At 64.5% G+C, this 22,069-nt stretch carries 21 protein-coding genes and 1 pseudogene; 19 read left to right on the top strand and 3 right to left on the bottom strand.

The annotated features are described in order from the left end of the window. The first annotated feature begins 114 nt into the window (after positions 1-114). The 10 genes from E8M79_RS00460 (at position 115) to E8M79_RS00415 (ending at position 10,160) form a co-directional block, all read left to right on the top strand. Entirely contained in the window at positions 115-1,971 is a 1,857-nt protein-coding gene (locus E8M79_RS00460; protein WP_137149965.1) for an ABC transporter ATP-binding protein, read from the top strand. Then, the gene (locus tag E8M79_RS00455) at positions 1,968-3,866 is read left to right on the top strand and encodes an ABC transporter ATP-binding protein (protein ID WP_137149964.1); all 1,899 of its coding nucleotides are present in this window, start codon (positions 1,968-1,970) and stop codon (positions 3,864-3,866) included. Before E8M79_RS00460 ends, E8M79_RS00455 begins: the two co-directional genes overlap by 4 nt. 194 nt (positions 3,867-4,060) lie before the next feature. Next, entirely contained in the window at positions 4,061-5,365 is a 1,305-nt protein-coding gene (locus E8M79_RS00450) for a hypothetical protein (protein WP_137149963.1), read from the top strand. A gap of 108 nt (positions 5,366-5,473) precedes the next feature. Then, the gene (locus E8M79_RS00445; RefSeq protein ID WP_248304890.1) at positions 5,474-6,205 is read left to right on the top strand and encodes a TSUP family transporter; all 732 of its coding nucleotides are present in this window, start codon (positions 5,474-5,476) and stop codon (positions 6,203-6,205) included. Positions 6,206-6,237: 32 nt separating this feature from the next. Beyond that, complete coding sequence (locus E8M79_RS00440; RefSeq protein WP_171015647.1) at positions 6,238-7,149, top strand: LysR family transcriptional regulator; 912 nt, start codon at positions 6,238-6,240, stop codon at positions 7,147-7,149. A 66-nt stretch (positions 7,150-7,215) separates the two neighbouring features. Next, complete coding sequence (locus E8M79_RS18510; protein ID WP_137149960.1) at positions 7,216-7,599, top strand: hypothetical protein; 384 nt, start codon at positions 7,216-7,218, stop codon at positions 7,597-7,599. Positions 7,600-7,648: 49 nt separating this feature from the next. After that, on the top strand, positions 7,649-8,560 hold the full coding sequence (locus tag E8M79_RS00430; protein ID WP_248304846.1) for a copper uptake system-associated protein: 912 nt from the start codon (positions 7,649-7,651) through the stop codon (positions 8,558-8,560). Beyond that, positions 8,560-9,147: an SCO family protein gene (locus E8M79_RS00425; protein ID WP_137149959.1), complete on the top strand. Its 588-nt coding sequence runs from the start codon at positions 8,560-8,562 to the stop codon at positions 9,145-9,147. Before E8M79_RS00430 ends, E8M79_RS00425 begins: the two co-directional genes overlap by 1 nt. A 132-nt stretch (positions 9,148-9,279) precedes the next feature. Then, the gene (locus E8M79_RS00420; RefSeq protein ID WP_137149958.1) at positions 9,280-9,678 is read left to right on the top strand and encodes a VOC family protein; all 399 of its coding nucleotides are present in this window, start codon (positions 9,280-9,282) and stop codon (positions 9,676-9,678) included. 14 nt (positions 9,679-9,692) lie between these two features. After that, on the top strand, positions 9,693-10,160 hold the full coding sequence (locus tag E8M79_RS00415) for a GNAT family N-acetyltransferase (protein ID WP_137149957.1): 468 nt from the start codon (positions 9,693-9,695) through the stop codon (positions 10,158-10,160). Here the strand turns inward: E8M79_RS00415 and E8M79_RS00410 are convergent. From E8M79_RS00410 to E8M79_RS00400, 3 genes are read right to left on the bottom strand one after another with little or no spacing between them, the layout of a single operon-like run. Beyond that, positions 10,157-11,692 carry a hypothetical protein gene (locus E8M79_RS00410; RefSeq protein ID WP_137149956.1) on the bottom strand — a complete coding sequence of 512 codons (1,536 nt, stop codon included), beginning with the start codon at positions 11,690-11,692 and terminating at the stop codon, positions 10,157-10,159. The genes E8M79_RS00415 and E8M79_RS00410 overlap by 4 nt on opposite strands. Positions 11,693-11,696: 4 nt before the next feature. Beyond that, positions 11,697-12,635: a DUF6384 family protein gene (locus E8M79_RS00405; protein ID WP_137149955.1), complete on the bottom strand. Its 939-nt coding sequence runs from the start codon at positions 12,633-12,635 to the stop codon at positions 11,697-11,699. 30 nt (positions 12,636-12,665) lie between these two features. Next, complete coding sequence (locus E8M79_RS00400; protein WP_137149954.1) at positions 12,666-13,892, bottom strand: cell surface protein; 1,227 nt, start codon at positions 13,890-13,892, stop codon at positions 12,666-12,668. Positions 13,893-14,097: 205 nt separating this feature from the next. Here E8M79_RS00400 and E8M79_RS00395 point away from each other — a divergent pair, with 205 nt between their 5' ends. From E8M79_RS00395 to deoC, 9 genes and pseudogenes are all read left to right on the top strand, one after another. Further along, on the top strand, positions 14,098-14,580 hold the full coding sequence (locus E8M79_RS00395) for an SRPBCC domain-containing protein (RefSeq protein WP_137149953.1): 483 nt from the start codon (positions 14,098-14,100) through the stop codon (positions 14,578-14,580). A gap of 104 nt (positions 14,581-14,684) precedes the next feature. Continuing rightward, positions 14,685-14,807 (top strand): hypothetical protein, encoded by a 123-nt coding sequence (locus E8M79_RS18635; protein WP_282568091.1) that lies wholly within the window; start codon positions 14,685-14,687, stop codon positions 14,805-14,807. 173 nt (positions 14,808-14,980) lie between these two features. Further along, entirely contained in the window at positions 14,981-15,982 is a 1,002-nt protein-coding gene (locus E8M79_RS00390) for a BMP family ABC transporter substrate-binding protein (protein ID WP_137149952.1), read from the top strand. Positions 15,983-16,004: 22 nt separating this feature from the next. Next, a pseudogene (locus E8M79_RS00385) lies at positions 16,005-17,576 on the top strand (ABC transporter ATP-binding protein); the annotation flags it as partial. Positions 17,577-17,665: 89 nt separating this feature from the next. Further along, positions 17,666-18,766: an ABC transporter permease gene (locus E8M79_RS00380; protein ID WP_137149950.1), complete on the top strand. Its 1,101-nt coding sequence runs from the start codon at positions 17,666-17,668 to the stop codon at positions 18,764-18,766. After that, positions 18,766-19,737: an ABC transporter permease gene (locus tag E8M79_RS00375; RefSeq protein ID WP_137149949.1), complete on the top strand. Its 972-nt coding sequence runs from the start codon at positions 18,766-18,768 to the stop codon at positions 19,735-19,737. Before E8M79_RS00380 ends, E8M79_RS00375 begins: the two co-directional genes overlap by 1 nt. A 20-nt stretch (positions 19,738-19,757) precedes the next feature. Next, on the top strand, positions 19,758-20,168 hold the full coding sequence (locus E8M79_RS00370) for a cytidine deaminase (RefSeq protein ID WP_137149948.1): 411 nt from the start codon (positions 19,758-19,760) through the stop codon (positions 20,166-20,168). Then, positions 20,165-20,959 carry a purine-nucleoside phosphorylase gene (locus E8M79_RS00365; protein ID WP_137149947.1) on the top strand — a complete coding sequence of 265 codons (795 nt, stop codon included), beginning with the start codon at positions 20,165-20,167 and terminating at the stop codon, positions 20,957-20,959. Before E8M79_RS00370 ends, E8M79_RS00365 begins: the two co-directional genes overlap by 4 nt. Continuing rightward, positions 20,956-21,945, top strand: a complete 990-nt coding sequence (gene deoC, locus E8M79_RS00360) for a deoxyribose-phosphate aldolase (RefSeq protein ID WP_137149946.1) — start codon at positions 20,956-20,958, stop codon at positions 21,943-21,945. Before E8M79_RS00365 ends, deoC begins: the two co-directional genes overlap by 4 nt. The last annotated feature ends 124 nt before the right edge of the window (positions 21,946-22,069 follow it).

Raw genomic sequence — 22,069 nt, 5'->3', positions numbered from 1 at the left:
GAATGGTAGGGCGAATGGGCATTTTATAAGCACACTGCTGATTTGTCCGAACCGCTGTGACGCCTGCCGCACGGCCAGGTCGGACCCCACATTTTTTGACGTCTGGATACTGCCTTGACCCCCCACACGGCTGGCCGCGACCGTTCGCGCGGCGATGCAGGTGCACATCTGGCTGCTGCCCATGCGGGCAAGGGCCAACGTGCCCTGGTGCGGATTGCCATCTTTTCGCTGCGTCACCCCTGGCAGGCTTCGGCGGCCATTCTTGCCACCATCGTCGCCTCGGTGCTGCAGCTGCTCATTCCGCGGCTCCTGGGCCATGCGGTCGATCAGGCCCAGGGCATTCTGGCCGTCGGCGCCCCGGGGGCAGAACAGGCGCTGTTCTGGAGCGCCATGACGCTGCTGGTCGTGTCGGTGGCGCGCGGCTTCTTCACCCTGGTGCAGAACTATTATTCGGAGAGCGTCGGCCACCATGTCGGCTACGAGCTCCGGCTGGCCTTTTACGACAAGGTGCAAAAGCTCTCCTATTCCTACCACGACAAGATCCACACCGGCGACCTGATCACCGTGGGCCTGCTCGATCTGGACGGCGTGCGCATGTTCTTTGCCACCGGCCTGATCCGCGTCGTGCTGCTGTCGGTGCTGATCGGGGTCGGCGCCTATATGCTGCTGACCACCGATATCCTGCTGGGCCTCTTGGCGCTGAGCTTTGTGCCCTTCGTCGCCTGGCGCTCCTCGGTGGCGCAACTGACCCTGCGCGCCACCTGGATCGTGCTGCAGCAAAAGCTCTCCGCCCTCACCCGGGTGATGGAGGAGAACCTGGGCGGCATTCGCGTGGTTCGCGCCTTCTCCGGCCAGAAGTTCGAGCTCGACAAGTTCGATACCGCCTCGCGCGAGGCGCTGGCCCTCTCGCACGATCGCGTCGACATCCGCGTGCGCAACACCAGCGCCATGACGCTTTCCTTCTTCATCGCCATGGGCCTGGTGCTGTGGTTCGGTGGCACCAAGGTCATTGCCGGCGAGATGAGCGTGGGCACGCTGGCCAGCTTTCTCACCTTCATGACCATTCTGCAGATGCCGGTGCGCCAACTCGGGCTGATGGTCAATTCCTTCGCCCGCGCTTCCATCTGTGGCGATCGCCTGTTCGCCTTCTTCGACGAGCCGCTGGCCATCGACGACGCCCCCGGCGCCGCCGAGCTGGTGGTGACCAAGGGCACACTGCGCTTTGAGGATGTGCATTTCACCTATCCCGGCGCCACCCATCCCACGCTTGACGGCGTGAGCTTTGAGGCCCAGGCCGGCCAGACCATCGGCATCGTCGGCGCCCCCGGCGCCGGCAAGTCGACGCTAGCCCATCTCATTCCGCGCTTCTACGACATCGACGCCGGCCGCATCACCATCGACGGGCAGGATGTGAGCAAGGTGACGCTGCAGTCGCTGCGCCGCGCCGTCGCCGTGGTGCAGCAGGACAGTTTCCTCTTCACCACCACCATCGAGAACAACATCGCCTATGGCGATCCCTGGTCCAAGGAGACCAAGATCGAAAAGGCCGCCGAAAGCGCCCAGCTGCACAATTACATCATGGGCCTGCCTGCCGGTTATGACACCGTGGTGGGCGAACGCGGCGTCTCGCTCTCGGGCGGCCAGCGCCAGCGCCTCTCGATTGCGCGCAGCCTCGTGCTCAAGCCCGCCGTGATGGTCTTTGACGATTCCACGGCCGCTATCGACGCCGGCACCGAGCACCGCATCCGCAGCGCCATTCGCCGCTATGCCAAGGATCGGGTCACACTGGTGATCTCGCACCGGCTGAGCTCGCTGCTGCATGCCGATACCATTCTGTTCCTCGAAGACGGCAAGATCGTCGAACAGGGCAGCCATGAAGAGCTGCTGGCGCGGCGCGGACGCTATCGCGCGCTCTATGACCTGCAGACCCGCCCCAGCGAGGATATCGACATCGGGAGTGCCGCCCAATGAGCGTGATTGAAGACGAAGATCGCGACACCGCCGCATTCCCTGGCCAGCGGCCGCCGCGCGCCAGCGTGGGCAGCCACCGCATTGAAGAGGAAATCTTCGGCAAGGCCTATGATCCCAAGACGGTGCGCCGCATCTGGGCCTTTGTGCGCCCCTATCGGCTAAAGATCTACCTATCGGTGGCGGCGGTGCTGGTGTTTACCGCCACCCAGCTGGCCATTCCGCTGATCATCGGCCGCGCCATCGACAGCGGCATGACAGAGGGTGGCAACCTGACCAACATGCTCTGGGCCATCGGCGCCTTTGCCCTGGCGGTCCTGCTCAATTTCGGCGCCTCCTTCGTGCAGGAGACTGAAGTGGGCAAGGTGGCCGAGCATGTGCTGTTCGACATGCGCCGCGCCATGTTCGCCCAGCTGCAGCGTGTCTCGCTCAGCTTCATGGACAAGACCGAAGTGGGCCGGCTGATGAGCCGGCTGCAGGGCGACGTCAATTCCATGCAGGAGTTTCTGGAAACCTCGGTGATCTCGGTGGGCGATCTGGTGCTGCTGGTCGGCATCGTGGTGGTGCTGCTGACGCTCGATTTCCGCCTGGGCCTGTTGACCCTCTCCACCATGCCGATCCTGTTTGTCGTGCGCATCTTCTGGCTGCCGCCGGCCAAGCGCGCCTTCTGGGCGGCGCATGAAACCAATTCGATCACCAATGGCGCCATGGCCGAGGGCATCAATGGTGTGCGCACCGTGCAGAACCTGGATCGCCAGAAGGTCAATTTCGACCTGTTTGACGACAAGGCCTATGCCAATCTGCGCACCCAGCTGACCGGCTCGCGCTATGCCCAGGTCATGGTGCCCATCGTCGATAGCCTCACCGGCATTGCTATGGCGATCGTCGTGGTGGTGGGCGGCTCGCTGGTGCTCAATGGCAGCCTCGAGATCGGCGTCATCGTCGCGTTCCTGTTCTACATCCAGCGCTTCTTTGACCCCATCCGCTCGCTGACCATGCAGTATTCCATCATGCAGCGGGCCATGACCTCGGGGCGGCGCATCACCGAGGTGCTCGATATCCCCACCTCGATCACCGACAAGCCCAATGCCATCACGCTGACGCGCGACATGGATGGCTCGGTCGAGTTCCGCAATGTCAATTTCGCCTATGATCCGGACCGGCCGGTGCTGCGCAATGTCAGCTTCAAGGTCAAGCCGGGCGAGACCGTCGCGCTCGTCGGCCCCACCGGCTCGGGCAAGACCAGCGCCATGGCCCTGGTGCACCGCTTCTATGAGGTGCAGTCCGGCGCCGTCCTGGTAGGCGGGCATGACGTGCGCGACGTGACGCAGGAGTCCCTGGGCGAACAGGTCGCCATGGTGCTGCAGGAGGCTTTCCTCTTCACCGGCTCGGTGTTCGACAATATCCGCTACAACAAGACCTCGGCGACGCGCGAGGGCGTGATTGCTGCGGCCAAGGCCGTGGGGGCGCATGACTTCATCAGCCGCCTGCCGCAGGGCTATGACACCATTCTCGAGCAGCGCGGCTCCAACCTGTCCATCGGTCAGCGGCAGCTGCTCAGCTTCGCCCGCGCATTGGTGGCCGATGCCAAGATCCTTGTGCTCGACGAGGCCACGGCCAATATCGACAGCTACACCGAGCGGCAGATCCAGAAGGCCCTGCTCATCCTGCTTGAGGGCCGCACGGGCCTCGTGATCGCCCATCGCCTCGCCACCATCCGCGGCGCTGACCGCATCATCGTGCTGCAGAATGGCGAGATGATCGAGACCGGCAACCACGACGAGCTGATGGCTCAGGGCGGGCTCTATGCCAAGCTCTACAACATGAACTACGCCAGCTTCGACGATATTCCCGACGAGCTGGTGGCTCAGGCCAATGCGCGGGCATCCTCGACCTGATATCATCCGAACCGCACCGGCAGGGCCCGCAAACCGTCTCGCAGACGGACGCGGGCCATGCTAGAGCGTTTCCAGCAAAAGTGGACGCCACTTTTGCGGTTCGGAAACGTGACCAAACAAGACTCTAGAGCCGTTTCACCGATTCAGCGAAGCGGTGAAATGCTCTAGTCAGGTGTAAACCGGGAGATTTCGAGATGCGCCTTGCAGCCCTTGCCCTGATGAGCCTGTCGCTGGTGTCGCCGGCCCTGGCAGTCGACGCCATCACCTACAAGGGCACGCTGGGCAAACTCGATATCATCGCCGAACTGACCGCTCCCGGCGAGGGCGCCATGGCTGGCCGCTACAGCTACATCAACAAGGGCGCCGATATTCCGCTCACGGGCACCGACACGCCAGGCCTTCTGGCCGAGGAAGCGCCCTGCAGCGAGACCACCTGCATCCAGAACGAGGATGGCGTGGTGACCGACCCGCCGGTAGGCGCCCATTGGCAGATCGAGGCCAGCGCCGATGGCGCGACGATCACCGGTACCTGGCAGGCCGAGGGCAAGGCCGGCAAGACGCTCGATATCGTGCTGGAGCGCATCGGTCAGCGCACCCTGCCCGAGGGCACCGAGATCAGCGCCTATGGGCTCTACGACAGCGCGATCATGCTGACCTATGCCGGGCCGACGAGCTTTAACGCCGAGAGTGCGCCCTATGATTTCGCCAAGATGGACGTGCCGCTCACGGCCAGCGCCGACGAGGCCATCGAGGGTTCGAGCTTTCACTATGTGACCGACCCGCGCAGCAAGTTCGCCTTTCCGCGCATTGTCGCCCTGGCCGACGGCAGTTCGCCCGACCTGGCCAACCAGGCCTTGGCGCGCCGCCATGCCGAGGTCAATTTCTACGCCTTCGACTGTCTGTCCCAGATCTATGCCGGCTTTGGCGCCAACCAGTATAGCCTTGGCCTCGGGCCGGGCACGCTGGGCGATTATGACAGCGAACAGATCATCGTGTCCTATTTGTCGCCAAACGTGATGAGCTGGGTGCAGTCGGGCAGCACCTTCTGCGGCGGCGCCCACCCCAACAATCACAGCGACAGCTACAGTCTGGACGTGCGCACCGGCAAGACCTTCCCGATGGCCAAGGTGTTCAAGGACTGGACGGCGGTGTCGCGGACCACTGACTTTGAGAACACCACCGAGATCGACCAGGCCGCTGCCGCCGAGGCGCCGGAAGACTACTACTGGAGCGCCGGCCAGCCGCTGGTTGACTATGTTATTGCCAATCGCGTGCACGATACGGACGCGACGTTCGAAAGCGAATGCGGCATCGATGATCTGGTCGCCGGCAATCTGGTGATGCGCTTTGCGCCCGAGGAGCAGGTGATCTTTTCGATCGAGATGCTGCCGCATGTGATCTCGGCCTGCGGCGGGGACCTGCTCACCGTCAAGCTCAGCGACATCCCCGAGCTGCTCGCGCCCACCGCCGGCGACTATTTCCCCGGCCTCTCCCACTAGCTGTCACACCGTCGTCATATCCGGCACCCCGTCTTGCCGGATTGATGGTGGCGCCGACCGGCCCAGGGGTTCATGACTGCTCCGCAACAAGGAGTGGTGTGATTGGCTGTGTGGGTCGGCGTGGCGCTGGTGCTGGCGGTGTTCTTCACCTCCATGCTGTCGGGCATTTTCGGCATGGCGGGCGGGCTGGTGCTGCTGGCCGTGTTGCTGACCATCCTGCCGGTGGGCACGGCCATTGCCGTGCAGGGCGCCATCCAGATCGTCGCCAATGGCTCGCGCGCCTTCTTTTCGCGGGCCTATATCGACTGGCGCATTCTGGGCATGATCTGCCTGGGCCTGCTGACCGCGGCCATCATCCTGTTCATCATCCGCTACACGCCGGACTTGGCGACGGTGTGTATTGCCGTGGGCCTGATGCCCATATTGGTGTGGATCCCCAGGCACTGGCTGGAGCTCGACGCAAGCAAGCCGCTCCACGCCTTTGTCTGCGGCCTGTTGGGGGGCGGGCTCAACCTGGCGATTGGCGTCTCTGGACCAACGGTCGACATCTTCTTCATTCGCACCCAGATGGACCGTCGCAAGGTCATTGCCACCAAGGCGGCCACGCAAGTGCTCTCCCATGCGGCCAAGGTGGTGTTCTACTGGCAGGCCACCATGGTGCTGACGCCCTTCGAATGGGCCGCCGTTGCACTGGCCGCACCTTTCGCCATTGCCGGAACCAGCGCCGGTTACTGGTTGCTGCAGCGCCTGACCGATGTGCACTTCCGCGCGCTCACGCGCTGGCTTGTCACCGCCATCGGCATCTTCTATCTGGCGCGTGGCATATCCTTGCTGATTTGAGCGTGATCAGTATGGTGCCATCAGGAGACTGCATGACACCGTTCGACAGCGTAACCGCGCGCCTCATCCTGCTCTTGGCCGAAACCGGCTCGATCGGTCGCGCCGCCGAGCGCGAGGGCATCGCCTCGTCCGCGGTCAGCCGCCGCGTGTCGGACCTGGAAAGTCGGCTGGGCGTGGTGCTGTTTGATCGCTCGGCCCATGGCGTCAAGCTGACCACGGCCGGACAGGCCTATGCCGAAGGCTGCCGCACGGTGTTGCGCGCCATTGCCGATCTCGATGTGGTAATGGCCGATTTCGGCAGCGGCCAGCGCGGCGCCCTGCGCGTGGCCTGCACCAGCTCGGCCCTGACCGGGCGCCTGCCCGAACTCTTGGCCCGCTATGCCCAAAAACACGCCGGCATTGATCTCGACATCCAGGAGATGGGCGCGGCCAAGGCGCTGCTGGCGCTCGACGAGGGCCGGGCCGACGTCGCCATCGTCTCGGACAATTACGATTTCAGCCGCTTCGAAATCCGCCCCTTCGAGGACGACCGGGTCTGGGTGCTGGCGCCGCCAGACCATCCCCTGGCTGCCAGCATCGAGCCGCGCAAGGAAATCGCCTTCGCCACCGTGCTCGATCACGCCATCGTCGGTATCCACCATGCCGGCTCGCTCGATCGCCTGTTGGGCGATGCGGCGCGCGCCGCCGACAAGCATCTGGTCGAAACCCTGCGGGTCGAGAGCTTCCCGGCGCTGGTGCGCATGGTGGAAGCCGGCTTCGGTATCGGCTTCCTGCGGTCCACAAGCCTGCATCTGCTGGCCGGGACGGACCTGGTCTGCGCGCCGCTGGCCGAGCCCTGGGCGCTGCGCCAACTGCTGGTGGCGCGCCGCAAGTCGACGCCGCTGTCGGCCGCCATCAAGAGCTTCATCGTCCTGTGTGCCGATACCTATGTGCCCTCGGCCTAGGTGCCTGCCGCCAATTGCGACAATCCGGCCCTTTCCCCCACCCGCAAGCCAGACTATCAATGCGCCATGACAACGCGTGACAGCATAGCCAGACAGATCGGCACGGCCCTGGCCGTGCTCGCGCTCTATCTGCTTACCGTGCTGTCACCCATGCACCAGGCCCGGGCCAGCCAGCTGGCCTTTGAAGCGGTCGGCTATAGCACCACTGAACCCGGCTGGGCCCTGTGCAGCCAGACCGGCACCGGCGACCAGGACGGCGACGTCAACCTCGCCAAGTGCCCCGCGGCGGGCATTGGCAAGCCCGTGGCCGTTTCGCCGGGCCTCAATGCCTTTGTGCTCGACACGCGGACGCCGCTGGTTCTGGCCGCGCTCCCCTGGCGCGGGCCTGCCATGCTGCCCAGCGCCGCCGCCCCACCGGGCGGACCGCGCGGACCGCCGCCCCGGGCCTGACCGCCTGAGCCTCGGCTCGTCCCTTTCTTGCCCATTGTCGGAGATCATCGTGATCACTCTGTTTCGCGCCGCGCTTGCGGCCAGCCTGCTGTTTGTCGCCCCTGCCTTTGCCCATGACGGCGTTGTCCATCTCGGATCGCTGAACCTGGCGCATCCCTTCGCCCGCGCCACCCTGCCCAATGCTCCGGTGGCCGGCGGCTTCCTCGCCATCGAAAACACCGGCGCCGAGGCCGACCGCCTGGTCTCGGCGACCTCGCCGGCCGCCGCCGAGGTGCAGATCCATGAGATGGCCATGGAAGGCGAAGTCATGAAGATGCGCCAACTGTCCGATGGCCTCGAAGTCCCGGCCGGCCAGACGGTCGAGCTGGCCCCCGGTGGCTTCCACCTGATGTTCATGGGCCTCAAGCAGGCCTTTGTCGAAGGCGAGACCGTGCCGGTGACGCTGGTGTTTGAAAAGGCGGGCACTGTCGACGTTGAACTGGCCGTACAGGGCGTAGCCGCCGACGGCGCTGCCATGAACCACGATGCCATGAAGCATGACGCCGCCGGCCACGATGCCATGAACCATGGCGCGATGAACCACGACGCCATGGCCGCCCAGCCCGCTGACGATCTCGAGGCCATCACTGGCCTGCTCAAGGGCACCTTTGAAACCCCCGAAGCCCCGCTCGGCGTCGAGCCGGTGGTGATCTCGGGCGAATACGCCATTGCCGGCTGGGCCCAGGGCGAGGCCGGTGGCCGCGCGCTGCTGCGCAAGACCGCCCATGGCTGGGCCGTGCATCTGTGCGCCGGCGACGGCCTCAAGGATGCCGCCAATCTGGAGGCCATCGGCGTCCCCGCGGCTGATGCTGCAGCACTGGCCACCGCTCTTGCCGAGGCCGAAGCCAAGCTTGATCCAGCCCTGCTCGCCAAGTTCTCCAGCTTCGACGGCACGGTCATGGTCAATGAGGACCTGATCTGATGGCGCTGAAGTCCATCCGCATCTGGCTCTGGGGCGCGGTTGCCGCCCTGGGGCTGACGGCCATCACCGGGGCAATGCTGCTGCGCCAGCCTGACCAGGCCGGCTTTGGCAAGGGCGTCTATAGCCTGATCGACCAGACCGGCAAGCCCGTCGACCAGACCATGTTCGCTGGCCATCCCTCGGCGCTGTTCTTCGGCTTCACCCATTGCCCGGAGGTCTGCCCGACCACCATGGCCGAAATGGCCAGCTGGTTTGAGACCCTGGGAGCGGACGGGCAGGACCTGCGCGCCTATTTCGTCAGCATCGATCCGGAGCGCGATACGCCCCAGATCCTGGGTGACTATGTCAGCTGGGTCAGCGACCGCATCACCGGTGTCACCGGCACGCCCGAGGAGATCGCCAAGATCGCCAAGGCCTGGGGCATATACTACCAGAAGGTGCCGCTCGACGGCGCCGACTACACCATGGACCACACCGCCTCGGTGTTCCTGCTCGACGCCAAGGGCGAGTTCCAGGGCACCATCGCCTATCGCGAAGACCAGGCGACGGCGCTGCAGAAGCTGCGCAATCTGCTGGCCAAATCCTGATCGGGCGCCCGGTCCTGCCAAGGCGGGGTCGGGCGCTTTTTTGCCGGGACGGCAACAAATTCCTGCCCCGCAAGGGGTGACGCGACGCACGGCAATTGACTACCCTGCGCCCCAGCACACAGGAGCGTCGCCATGAAGCCATCGATTTCCATCATCACCATTGGCGTGGACGACCTCGAACGTGCCTTTGTGTTCTATCGCGCCCTGTTCGAGATCGATGACGAGCAGATCGGCGCCGGCGAGGACCATGTCGCCTTCTTCTTTGACGACGGTTTTTCCTTCGTGCTGTTCCCGCGCGAGCAGATCGCCCAGACCGCCGGCAAGGACGTGGCCATTGCTGGCACGCCCGGCTTCGTGCTGAGCCACCAGGCGGGCAGCCCCAATGAGGTCGATGAAATCCTGCGCAAGGTGCTCGCCGCCGGCGGCGCCATCATCACCGACGGCACCCAGTCCGAATGGGGCTATTCGGCCTATTTCGAGGACAGCGAAGGCAATGTCTGGGAACTGATGGCCCAGCCGCCCGCCAACTGAGCCGACCGCCTGCCATGACTGCGACCGCACAGACACACTGGCGCCAGGCCGGACCCGATGACGCCGCCGCCATCGCTGCGCTGGTGCGCGCCGCCTATGCCCGCTGGGTGCCGGTGATCGGCCGCGAACCCATGCCGGTGCGGGTGGACTATGCCGAGGCCCTGACGCGCCACCGCATTGATCTGCGCGAAGCCGGCGGGGCGTTGCTCGGGCTCATCGAGACGCTGCAGCATCCCGATCACCTGTGGATCGAGAACATCGCTGTCGCGCCGCAAAGCCAGGGCAGGGGCCATGGCCGCGCCCTCTTGGCGCATGCCGAGACTCTGGCGCGGGCTGACGGCTGCAAGGAGCTGCGCCTTTTGACCAATGCGGCCTTCGCCAGCAATGTGGCGCTCTACCAGAAATCCGGCTACAGCATCGACCGCAGCGAGCCGTTCCATCTGGGCGGCACCACGCTCTATCTCAGCAAGGGACTGACCTAGAACCCGCCACCGGTCTTGAAGCCGCCAGTCTTGCGGTTGCCGCTGGTGCCGCTGCGCGGGCGGGAGAAGCCGCCACCGCCGGTGCCGCCGCCCAGCCCGCCGCCAAAGCCACCGCCGGGCCGGTTGCCCGAGCCGCCGCCAATGCTGCTGTCCGGCCAGGTGAAGCCGCCGCCCTGTGGCCAGGGATTGCTGTTCTGCTGCCGGCCATTGTTGGGCAGGCCCACGCCGCCACCCCAGTCCGACGTGCCCGCGCTCCAGTTCTGGCTGCGCTGCCAGCGTTCCCAATAGCTGGCCGCCGTAATGCCGCCGCGCAGGAAGTCGTTGAGCAGATCGCCCACCAGACGGTCCTCGCGGAAGGTCGAGCGGGGATCATCAAAGCGCTGCTTCTTGAACTCCCATTGGATGTCCTCGAGCTCGCGCCGGCGAGCCGCCAGCGTCTTGAGCCGTTCCTTCTGCTCGCGGGTCTCTTCCTCTTCCTCGCGCACCCGGGCGCGGGCATCATCGATCTGGGCGACGATGGTATCGTCCTGGCTAGTGCGGGTGCGCCGCGCGTCGGCCAGCAGGGTCTGGATGTCTTCGCGGCCCAGCGCCGTGGCGAGATCGGCCAGGGCGCCCTCGAAAGCCGGGTTCTGCCCCTGCGACAGGTTGGCCAGCGACTTTGCTGCTGCGTCGCGCGCGTCCTCGCTGGCCACGATTTCAGCGTCGAGCGCATCAATGCGCTGCTGGGCCGCCATCATGGCCTCGCGCAGCGGCTTGCCGCCGGCCGCGTCGATCGCCTGGGTTTCCAGCTCATCCACCTCGGCCTCGGCAGCCTGGGCAATGGCGATCTGCCGCTCGGCATGCTCGCGCAGGCGCAGCGGGATCTCGTTGAGCATGGCAAAATTGGGCCGGGCCTTCTGGAAGCCGACCAGCCCGGCCACCAGCCCGTCGAGGTAGCGGATCAGATTGTTGGCGCGATAGTTGGAGGTGCCGTAGCCAGCCTCCCACAGATACATGAACAGCGGATCGTCGCGATAGGGCTTGCCCTTGCTGTCGCGGTCGGCCTCGGCCTGCTCGGTCTTGCGCATGGACTGGTTGGCCACTTCGCTGAGCGCAGTGGCGCTGTCGCGCTTGGCGGCAAAGGCCGGATCGCGCGCAATCGAGGCGCCCAGCCGCGCCGCCAGGGCCTTGAGTTCGGCCTGGGGCGTCTCGAACTGCTTGAGCGCTTCGGCGCGCGCGCCATTGAGCCGGGCGACGACCGCATCCTGCTCGGCCACCGCCTTTTCGGCCGCACTCAGATCCTTGGCGTGCGCCTTCAGCTGCGCCCGCGCCTTGGCCTCGGCGCTGGAAATCGCCCCGTCCAGCTCGCCCTGCACGGCGGGGTCGAGGCGGAACTGCGCCAATTGGCGGAACAGCTCGGCTTCGCCCTCGCGGATCTTGCTGATGCGTTCGGCCGAGCGCGCCAGGCGCTTGGAGATTTCGTCCTCCTCGCGGCGGATGTCGCGCATCGCCTCGTCGAGGCTGGCCAGGGCTTCGGGGCCGCGGATACTCATAGCTCTACCACCGCGTCACCGCTCCGCCGGAGACCGGCACATTGTATTCGACATCCAGGAAGCCGAAGGATTTGCGGCCGATCTCATTGTTCTCGATGATGCCATCGTCCTGCTTGTCGGCCACCACGGCGTCATAGACCGCCTCGGACACGCGCACGCCCCAGATGGCGACCGTTTCGGTCTGGCCGTTCTCTTCGTTCAGGATCGGCAGGCTCAGTACATTGCCGTCGGCATCGAGCGCTTCGACCACCAGATAGTAATTGGTGGCGTCAGTATTGATCTCGGGGAAGGTCCAGAATCCGGACTTCTCGCCCTGCCGGTTGACGATGCGCAGCGAATAGTCCTGCCGGATGCGGTCGCGCAGCGCCGTGAGGTCGGCGACGGCCTTTTCCGCCCCGGCGCGATTGCCTTCGGCAGCCAGCGCCTTTCCGCGCGTGCGGATGGCTTCGGCATCCACCACGCCCTGCTGCACCTTGGTCTCTTCGAAAATGGTCTGGTAGAGCCCGTCCATCTGCGCGGGCAGACCTTCGGCCAGCTCGAGCCGGGCCTGTTCGGCCTGGCCATGCTGATAGGGCTGCCAGACGCCGAAATAGCCAACCTGAAACACCAACAGGGCAATGACCGCCGCAGCCACCGGCCGGCCCCAGCGCTTGCGGCCCACATAGATGCGGGCCAGCGTGCGGCCCAGGCTGGGCGGGGGCGCATCATAGACGAAGCGGCTCTCGTTGAGCGCCGCCACCCCTTCGCGCAGGATGGTGTCGGGCACTTCGATGCCCTGCTGGCGATAGATGCCGCGCAACTTGTCGATCAGTTGCTGCTCCTTGGCGTCGCTGTCCAGCTCGCGCGTGGCCAGGCCCTGCTGGTGACGGAGGGTATCAACCACATCCATCGCCAGCATCACTTCGTCCAGCGGTGCAGCGGCTGGCGCTGTCACGTCACTCATGGTTGGCGTTCACCCGTCTGCGTCTTTCGCCTATTTGCCGGTCTCGAGCAGCAGCGCATTGCCTTCGGCGGCCAGCGCGGCCAGGCGCCGCTTGCCATCCTCGACGGCGTCGCGGATCTCGGCCGAATTCTTGGTCGAAGCCACGCGCATCTCATTGATGATCGTGCGGCTCTTTTCCTGGAAATTGACCACGGAATCGACCAGCTTCTTGACCGCATCGGCGCGCACGGTGGGGCCATAGCCGGCCCGCACGGCCTCCTCGGTCACCTTGTCGCCGATCTCGGACAGGGTTTCGAGGCTCTTGCTCATGCCCTCTTTCATGGCGTTGAGCGTCTCGGTGGATTCATGCAGGCCGAACATGCCGGTGAAGGACGCCGACAGCGCCGTCAGCACGGTCTCATTGGTGGAGAAGAACGAGATCGACTGCTGATAGACCCGCTCCTTGGCATTGGTGGTCTGCATCAGCCGGGCCATCACCACTTCGGAGGTGTTGTAGGAAATGGTCAGATTGTCCGACAGATCCTTGGCGATCTGGTAGCGCGCTTCCTCGTTCTGCATGGCACGCAGCTTTTCGTCGCGGTCCATTTCGAGGCGCGCCCGGTCTGCCGGCACGGTGCCGGCATAGGCCGAAACAGCGGCCGAAGCGGCTTGCAGGATGTTCTTCTTGTCATTGAGGCGCTGTTCGGCGGTCTGCAGCACCTCGAGCGCCATCACTTCGGCCTGCTTGAGGGCGCCGCGGAAATCGCGATAGGCCTCCAGGATCGTGTGCTCGCGATCAATCTGGTCCTTGGTGTCGGCAGTCACCGCCAGATAGGTGTCGCGGATCTTGTTGAAGCGCTGGGCGATGTCGCCGCGGCTGACCTTCATCCATACATTGGAGGCGCGTTCGAGCAGGTCGAGCTTGTTGTCGGCCAGCTGGTCGACCATGCCCTTGGCATCGTCGCGGATCGAATCGAAGCCCTTGGTGATCTCTTCGTAGCGCTCGCCGATCTTCATGGCGGCGATCTGTTCGCGCACCACTTCGTTGAAGGCGCTGGCCTGGCTCAGCGTGCGTCCGATCAGGATGACGCGCGTCTCGTCCAGCTCGGTGATCTGCTGCAGAAGGCCGGTAATAGGGGCTTCGCCCTGCTGTTCGGGCCAGATGCCCAGGTCGCGAATGGCGTTGACGGCCTTGTCGAGATACTGGAGCGGCCGTTCTGCCACTGCGGCAGCTGGCGCCATCTGCGTGGCTGTTGTGGTGACAACTTCATCGGCCATGTGTTCGCTCCCATTGATCAGCGCCCGCCAGGGCGCGCGTCTGTGTTACGCTAAAGATTGCTGCTGCGCTGCACCCTGACAATTGCAACGGTCTGCCCAGACAACTATTTAGCCCATATTGGTGCGAAAAAGCCGCACGTAAAGGGCAGCCGGCGCGGGGCGGCAGGTCTGTCGCCGCTAGGCCGGAAAAGCATGGAGCCTGTCGATGGATTTTGGTGGACGCTATATCATCGGGGCGCCGCGCGTGGCGGTCTGGGCCGCGCTCAACGAGACGGCCATGCTCAAGGCCGCCATCCCCGGTTGCCACCGTATCGACTGGACCGGGCCCGATACGCTGGAGCTCGAAATCAAGGTCAATCTCGGCGTGGTCCATCCCGTGTTCAAGGGTGACCTGACCCTGAGCAATATCGTCCCGGCGGAGCGCTATACGCTTTCGGGCAAGGGGCGCGGCGGCCTGCTGGGTCTGGCCGAAGGCGCAGCCGATATCGTCCTTTCCGACCATGGCGAGCAGACGCGCCTGGTGTTCAAGGCCGAGGGCGGCGCCTCCGGACAGCTGATCAAGCTGGGCAAGGCCATGATCGGCAATGCCGCGCAAAAGGTCATCGACGGCTTTTTCGAGCGCTTCGGCGCCGCCATGGGCGCCAGCGTGACGCCACTGCCGGCCGAGGCGGAGCAGGGCGCCGATTAACCTGGCCTTAACCACACCCTGATCGGCCGCAAACCGATCACAACAAAGGCTAAATCGGGGATGATTGGTCAGCCATCCCACCCGCGCATTTGAAACAAATTGTCATGACCAGCCAGACCCGCGACACCCTCGCCCTGTTCTCCATCGCTGCCGTCGCGATCTTGGTGGTGCTCTATGCCGACGTCGATCTCAGTGCGATATTCCTGCACCTGCTGGCGCGTTTCTAGCCGCGACAGGCCAGTTGTGACAAAGCCCGTGGAAATTTGACCAATCGGATAAAATTCCCCGATTCCCTCTTGCAGCCTCCGCATTTGCACGATTGTATCAATCGCTAGAGCACGCAGAGTGGGCGCCAAAGCCAGGCTTGAGCGCAGGCGTGTCACAAAGGGAGACGACCTCGATGACATTTTCTACCTTCACCAAGGCCATTGCCGGCGGCGTTGCGCTGAGCGCGATCCTTACCGGTGCCGCGCTCGCCGATCCCGCGCTGATCTATGACGGCGGCGGCAAGTTCGACAAATCCTTCAACGAAAGCGCCTACACCGGCGCCGAGAAGTACAAGGCCGAAACCGGCGGCAGCTATTCGGACCTCGAAATCACCGGCGACGCCCAGCGCGAACAGGCTATCCGCCAGTTTGCCACCAAGGGCTTCTCCCCCATTCTGGTCCCCGGCTTCTCCTGGGCAACGGCCCTGCAGACCGTGGCGCCGGAATTCCCCGATACTCATTTCGTGATCATCGACAGCGTCGTTGACCTGCCCAACGTGCGTTCGGTGGTGTTCAAGGAACAGGAGGGCTCCTACCTGGTGGGCATCCTGGCCGCCATGAAGTCGGAAACCGGCAAGATCGGCGTCGTGCCGGCCTTCAACTTCGAGCTGCTCGAGAAGTTCGCCTGCGGCTACAAGGAAGGCGCCAAGTCGGTCAATCCCGACATCGAAGTGCTCGAGACCTATGTCGGCGCTGGCTTTGAGGCCTTCAACGACCCGGCCAAGGCTTCCGAAGTGACCCGTTCGCAGCTCGACCAGGGTGTCGACGTGGTGTTCCAGGTGGCTGGCGGCGCTGGCGCCGGCGTGCTGCAGGCCGCTGCCGACGCTGGCAAGTTCGGCATCGGCGTGGACAGCAACCAGAACTACCTGCACCCCGGCAATGTGCTGACCTCGATGCTCAAGCGCGTCGACGTCGCCACCTACAATGCCTTCATGGATGAAAAGAACGGCACCTTCACCGCCGGCGTTATCACGCTGGGCCTGGCTGAAGCCGGCGTTGGCGCTGCCTTCGACGAGTTCAATGCCGACCTGATCACCCCCGAAATGAAGGCCGCCGTCGAAGCCGCCTCGGCCAAGATCGCCTCGGGCGAAATCGTCGTGCACGACTTCATGACGGACAAGGCCTGCCCGGTCTGATTGTAGACAGAACGCAGCCATAATGGCGACGCTCACCCCCAATCCGGAGCAGCGGCTGGCAACAGCCGCTGCTCTGCCCGCAGCCATCGAGCTTGATGGCATCAACAAGCATTTCGGCCCTGTCCATGCCAATCGCGACATCCACCTGACGGTGCAGCGCGGCACGGTGCACGGGATTGTCGGCGAAAACGGCGCCGGCAAGTCGACGTTGATGTCCATTCTCTATGGCTTCTACACAGCCGACAGCGGAACCATCCGCGTGGGCGGCAAGACCGTGACCATCACCGACAGTCGCCATGCGCTGGCGCTGGGTATTGGCATGGTGCACCAGCATTTCATGCTGGTGGACAATTTCACCGTCATCGAGAACATCGTGCTGGGCGCCGAGGATTCCGCGCTGCTCGGGCGCACCCTCTCCAAGGCCCGGGCGCAGCTCAAGCAGCTGGCGACCGACTACGGCCTGGAGGTTGATCCCGACGCGCTGATCGAGGACCTCTCGGTGGGTCAGCAGCAGCGCGTGGAAATCCTCAAGGCGCTCTATCGCGGCGCCGATATTCTCATTCTGGACGAGCCGACTGGCGTGTTGACTCCCGCCGAGGCCGATCACCTGTTCCGCATCCTGCGCAAGCTGCGCGATGAGGGCAAAACCATCATCCTGATCACGCACAAGCTGCGCGAGATCATGGCCATTACCGACCAGGTTTCGGTGATGCGCCAGGGCGCCATGGTCAAGACGCTGACTACCAGCGAGACGTCTCCGGGCGAACTGGCCGAACTCATGGTTGGCCGCCGCGTGCTGCTGCGCGTCGAAAAGGGCCCGGCCAACCCCGGCAAGGTCATGCTGGGCGTCGATAAGCTCGTGGTCACCGACGACATGGGCGTGCCTCGGGTCAAATCGGTGAGCTTTGAAGTGCGGGCCGGCGAGATCGTCGGCATTGCCGGCGTCGCCGGCAATGGTCAGTCCGAACTGCTCGAAGCCATTTCCGGCATGCGCGACCAGTCTTCCGGCCAGGTAATCGTCAATGGCCAGCCCGTCTCGGCCTTTGGCGACGATGGTGCGGCCCGGCTGCGCGAAGTGGGTCTCGCCCATGTGCCGGAAGACCGGCTGCGCATGGGTCTGGTGACCAATTTCTTTGAGTGGGAAAACGCCATTCTGGGCTACCAGAATGACTATGGTCAGGGCCTGGCGCTTGACGTCGGCAGGGCCAAGGCCGAGGCGCGCGAGCGCATTGCCCAGTATGACATCCGCCCGGCCAATACCGATCTCAAATCGGCAAATTTCTCCGGCGGCAACCAGCAGAAGATCGTGCTGGCGCGCGAGATGGAACGCAATCCCGACGTGCTGATCGTCGGCCAGCCCACCCGCGGCGTCGATATCGGCGCCATCGAATTCATCCACAACCAGATCATCAAGATGCGCGATGCCGGCAAGGCCATCCTGCTGGTCTCGGTGGAGCTGGACGAAATCCGCGCCCTGTCGGACCGTATCCTGGTGCTGTTTGACGGCGAGATCGTCGGCGAGGCCGATCCGGCAACCGCCGATGAGGGCGAACTGGGCCTGCTGATGGCCGGCGTCCACGACCGCCCCGATGCGCAGGGCTCGGCCCGCCTGCCCGAACATGTGACTCCGGTGGAAAAGACCCTGACCGAAATGTCACCCAAGACCGATCAGGACATCCGCTGATGAGCGCCCGCGTTCCCTTGCCCCGCTGGGTCGATATTGCCCTTTTGCCGCTGCTCAATGTGGTGCTCGCCTTCTTGATCGGCGGCATCGTGGTGGTCATGGTCGGCCAGAACCCGCTCGAAGCGGTCGGCATCATGCTTTATGGCGCTTTCGGCTATGGCAGCGGCTTCGGCTACACGCTTTATTACACCACCGATTTCATCTTTGCGGGCCTGGCCGTTTCGCTGGCCTATCATGCGGGCCTGTTCAACATCGGGCCGGAGGGCCAGGCCTATGTGGCCGGGCTCGGCGTGATCCTGGTCGCGCTGGGCCTGAATGGCCAGCCGTGGTTCCTCACCGTGCCGGCCATGGTGGTTGCCGGGGCCGTGTTCGGTGCAGCCTGGGCCTTCATCCCCGGCTATCTGCAGGCCAAGCGCGGCAGCCATATCGTCATCACCACGATCCTGTTCAACTTCATCGCCGTCTCGATGATGGGCTACATCATCTCCAAGATTTTGAAGCCCGCCAATGTCGGCTCCGACGAAAGCGCACCCATCGATGCGGTCAGCCGCGTGCCGCAGCTGCGCCTGTTCTGGGAGCTGTTCAAGAACTCGCCGGTCAATATCTCCTTCTTCCTGGCGCTGATCGCGCTGGTCGCCGTCTATTGGCTGATCTGGCACTCCAAGTTCGGCTTCGCCATGCGCGCGCTCGGCCACAACCCGACAGCGGCGCGCTATGCCGGCATTTCCAATGCCAAGGTGATCATGATCACCATGGCCCTCGCTGGTGCCCTCGCGGGCATGGTCGCGGTCAACAATGTTGGTGGCGTGCAGGGCCGGCTCATTCTCAACTTCGTCTCCGGCGCCGGCTTCGTCGGCGTCGCGGTGGCTTTCATGGGCAAGGGGCACCCCATCGGCGTGGCACTCTCGGCCCTGCTGTTCGGCGCGCTCTATCAGGGCGGCCAGGAACTGGCCTTCTCCATGCCCGGCATCACCCGCGAGATGATCGTCACCATCCAGGCTCTGGTGATCCTGTTCACCGGCGCCATGGGCGACATGCTGCGGCCGCCGCTCGAGCGCATTTTCGGGCCAAGGGCCCAGGCCAGCGCAGGGGACGCATGATGGGCTATTATACCGATCTCATCCTCATTCTGGATTCCACGGTCCGCCTGGCCATTCCGCTGATCCTGGCCTGCCTGGCCGGCCTTTATTCGGAACGCGCCGGCATTGTCGACATCGGGCTTGAGGGCAAGCTGCTCGGTTCGGCCTTTGGCGCGGCCGCAACGGCTGCTGTCACCGGCTCGGCATGGCTGGGCCTCTTGGCCGGCGTCGGCGTTGCCCTGGGCATGTCGGCCATCCATGGCATTGCCTCGATTAACCTGAAGGGCAACCAGACCATTTCGGGCGTGGCGCTGAACTTCCTTGCCGCTGGCCTCACCACCTTTCTTGGCCAGAGCTGGTTCCATCGCGGCGGCTTCACCCCGCAGTTGAGCGGCGACCAGCGTTTCGGCCCCATCACCCTGCCGTTTGCGCCCGAACTGGCCAATGTGCCTGTCATTGGCGGGCTCTATTCCGAGCTGATCTCGGGTCACAATATCCTGGCCTATGCCGCCTTTATCGCCGTGCCGGTCACGGCTTGGGTGCTGTTCTCGACACGCTTCGGCCTGCGCCTGCGCGCCGTGGGCGAAAACCCCAAGGCGCTCGATACCGCCGGCATTTCGGTCACCCGGCTGCGCTACCAGGCGCTGATCATCACGGCCGTGCTGGTGGGCGTGGGCGGCACCTATCTGTCGATTGCCCAGTCGGCGGGGTTCAACAACAACATGTCGGCCGGGCGCGGCTATATCGCGCTGGCGGCGCTGATCTTTGCCAAGTGGAAGCCCTGGCCGGCCCTGGCCACCTGCCTGCTGTTCGGCTTCCTCGATGCGCTGCAGTTCCGCCTGCAAGGTGTGCAGTTCCCCTATATCGGCGAAGTGCCGGTGCAGGCGATCCAGGTCCTGCCCTATCTGCTGACGATCATCCTGCTGGCCGGATTTATTGGCCGCGCCGTCGCGCCCAAGGCCAGCGGCATCCCCTACACCAAGGAGCGCTAGCCACGGCTGGCGTCGCACAGATGTCGAACACAGTCACCGACCAGGCCTTGTTTGAGGCCGCCGAAGCCATTCGCGCCAAGGCCTATGCGCCTTATTCCCGCTTCTCGGTGGGCGCTGCCATCCTGGCCGATGACGGCAAGATCTACTCCGGCTGCAATATCGAGAATGCTGCCTATCCGCAGGGCAATTGCGCCGAGGCCTCGGCCATCGCCGCCATGATCGCGGGCGGCGCGCGGCGTATCACCCGCATCTATGTCACCGGGCCAGGCCTTGCTCCGGTCACCCCCTGCGGCGGCTGCCGCCAGCGCATCCGCGAATTCGCCGATCTCGATGTGACCGTGATTTCTCATGGCGTGGAGGGCAAGCCGCTCTTTGCCACGCTCGAACAGCTTCTGCCGCACAGCTTCGGCCCGGAGTACCTGCCGAAATGACCAAAGCCGCCAAGACTATTCTCAAGATTGCCGGCAGCCAGCCGATTGACGCCGCCATCGTGCTCGGCTCCGGCCTGTCGGCCATCGGCGACCTGCTGGGCGACAAGCTGACCATTCCTTTTTCCGAGCTCAAGGGCTTTCCTGGTGGCGGCGTGTCCGGCCATGGGCGCGACCTGCTGATCGGCACCATGGGCGGCAAGCGCATCGCCGTGCTGACCGGCCGCGAGCACTATTACGAGCATGGCAATGCTGCCGCCATGCGGCCGGCCCTCGAGACCATGGCCGAGCTGGGCGCCAAGACCCTGCTGCTGACCAATTCGGCTGGTTCGCTCGATCCGGCCTTGCAGCCCGGCGACCTGATGATGCTGTCCGACCACATCAATTATGCCGGCATGAATCCGCTGATCGGCGAGCCGACGGACCGCCGTTTTGTGAACATGGTCAATTGCTATGACCCCGACCTGCGCGACAAGGCGCAGCGCCTGGCGGCCGGGCTCGATATCAAGCTCGGGCAGGGCATCTACCTCTGGTACTCCGGCCCCAGCTTTGAAACCGTGGCCGAAATCCAGATGGCGGTGCGCCTGGGCGCCAATGCGGTGGGCATGTCGACGGCGCCCGAGGTGATCCTGGGGCGCTTCCTGGGGATGAAAGTCTGGGCCTGTTCGTCCATCACCAATATGGGCGCGGGCCTGTCGAACGAAAACATCAGCCATGAGCACACCAAGGCCATGGCCGTGCAGGGCGCCGAGAAGCTGAAAAGGCTCATACCGGCGCTGGTGGAGGACCTATGAGCCTGCGAGTCGTCGATAACAGCCAAGCCCACACGCCGCACAAGCGCAATCCCGGCTTTCCGCTCGATCTCGACTGGGTCGAGCGCGTCCGCATGAACCGTTCGGCGCTGGAGCGCCGCGCTGGCGGCATCGGCGCACGCCGCACCGTCAAAAAGGACTATCAGCTCGCCTGGCTGCTCAAGGCCATCACGCTGATGGATCTGACCACGCTCAATGCTGACGACACCGATGGCCGCGTCGAGCGCCTCTGCGCCAAGGCCCGCCATCCGCTGCGCCACGACATTCTGGAGCGGCTTGACGTCGGTGGCCTGCGCATCCTGCCCGGCGCGGTCTGCGTCTACCACAGCTTCGTCAAGACGGCGGTGAACGCGCTTGAGGGCACCGGCATTCCGGTGGCCGCGGTGTCCACCGCCTTCCCGCATGGCCTCGCGCCGATCGAAACCAAGCTCAAGGAGATCGAGATGTCGGTCGCCGATGGGGCGCAGGAGATCGACATCGTCATTGAACGCGGCATGGTGCTGCGCCAGGATTGGCAGGGGCTCTACGACCAGATCCGCGCCTTCCGCAAGGCCTGCGGCAATGCCCATATCAAGACCATCCTGGGCACGGGCGAGTTGGCCACCCAGACCAATATCGCCAAGGCGAGCCTGGTCTGCATGCTGGCCGGCGCCGACTTCATCAAGACCTCGACCGGCAAGGAAAAGGTCAATGCCAATCTGGTCACCAGCCTGACCATGATCCGCATGATCCGCTGGTTTGCCGAAGAGACCGGCATCGAGATCGGCTATAAGCCGGCCGGCGGCATCGCCAAGGCTGCCGATGCGCTCAAATACATGGCGCTGATGAAGGAAGAGCTGGGCGTCGCCTGGTTGCAGCCGCACCTGTTCCGCTTCGGCGCATCCAGCCTGCTCACCGATATCGAGCGGCAGCTCGAACATGGCCTCACCGGGCATTACGCGGCCGACTATCGCCAACCCATGGTGTGATGAGTGTTGGGCGCCGTGCGCCCACAAAACAGTCCGGTGGACTGTTTTGAACGAAGAACGCCCGGAGAGCTATGCTCGTAGGGCCCAGATACGCCGCAGACGCGATCCTTCTCCTTTCTCCCCA

It is taken from the genome of Devosia sp. FKR38, assembly GCF_005222805.1.
Lineage (GTDB): Bacteria > Pseudomonadota > Alphaproteobacteria > Rhizobiales > Devosiaceae > Devosia.
This window is presented reverse-complemented; position numbering and strand designations above follow the sequence as displayed.

Excerpts from the sequence above, each read along its gene's own strand:
- E8M79_RS00390 (WP_137149952.1), top strand. The coding sequence starts at position 14,981 with ATGACATTTTCTACCTTCACCAAGGCCATTGCCGGCGGCGTTGCGCTG.
- deoC (WP_137149946.1), top strand. The coding sequence starts at position 20,956 with ATGAGCCTGCGAGTCGTCGATAACAGCCAAGCCCACACGCCGCACAAG.
- E8M79_RS00410 (WP_137149956.1), bottom strand. The coding sequence starts at position 11,692 with ATGAGTATCCGCGGCCCCGAAGCCCTGGCCAGCCTCGACGAGGCGATG.
- E8M79_RS00415 (WP_137149957.1), top strand. The coding sequence starts at position 9,693 with ATGACTGCGACCGCACAGACACACTGGCGCCAGGCCGGACCCGATGAC.
- E8M79_RS00420 (WP_137149958.1), top strand. The coding sequence starts at position 9,280 with ATGAAGCCATCGATTTCCATCATCACCATTGGCGTGGACGACCTCGAA.
- E8M79_RS00365 (WP_137149947.1), top strand. The coding sequence starts at position 20,165 with ATGACCAAAGCCGCCAAGACTATTCTCAAGATTGCCGGCAGCCAGCCG.
- E8M79_RS00375 (WP_137149949.1), top strand. The coding sequence starts at position 18,766 with ATGGGCTATTATACCGATCTCATCCTCATTCTGGATTCCACGGTCCGC.
- E8M79_RS00370 (WP_137149948.1), top strand. The coding sequence starts at position 19,758 with ATGTCGAACACAGTCACCGACCAGGCCTTGTTTGAGGCCGCCGAAGCC.
- E8M79_RS00405 (WP_137149955.1), bottom strand. The coding sequence starts at position 12,635 with ATGAGTGACGTGACAGCGCCAGCCGCTGCACCGCTGGACGAAGTGATG.
- E8M79_RS00380 (WP_137149950.1), top strand. The coding sequence starts at position 17,666 with ATGAGCGCCCGCGTTCCCTTGCCCCGCTGGGTCGATATTGCCCTTTTG.
- E8M79_RS00425 (WP_137149959.1), top strand. The coding sequence starts at position 8,560 with ATGGCGCTGAAGTCCATCCGCATCTGGCTCTGGGGCGCGGTTGCCGCC.
- E8M79_RS18635 (WP_282568091.1), top strand. The coding sequence starts at position 14,685 with ATGACCAGCCAGACCCGCGACACCCTCGCCCTGTTCTCCATCGCTGCC.
- E8M79_RS00395 (WP_137149953.1), top strand. The coding sequence starts at position 14,098 with ATGGATTTTGGTGGACGCTATATCATCGGGGCGCCGCGCGTGGCGGTC.
- E8M79_RS00455 (WP_137149964.1), top strand. The coding sequence starts at position 1,968 with ATGAGCGTGATTGAAGACGAAGATCGCGACACCGCCGCATTCCCTGGC.
- E8M79_RS18510 (WP_137149960.1), top strand. The coding sequence starts at position 7,216 with ATGACAACGCGTGACAGCATAGCCAGACAGATCGGCACGGCCCTGGCC.
- E8M79_RS00400 (WP_137149954.1), bottom strand. The coding sequence starts at position 13,892 with ATGGCCGATGAAGTTGTCACCACAACAGCCACGCAGATGGCGCCAGCT.
- E8M79_RS00450 (WP_137149963.1), top strand. The coding sequence starts at position 4,061 with ATGCGCCTTGCAGCCCTTGCCCTGATGAGCCTGTCGCTGGTGTCGCCG.
- E8M79_RS00440 (WP_171015647.1), top strand. The coding sequence starts at position 6,238 with ATGACACCGTTCGACAGCGTAACCGCGCGCCTCATCCTGCTCTTGGCC.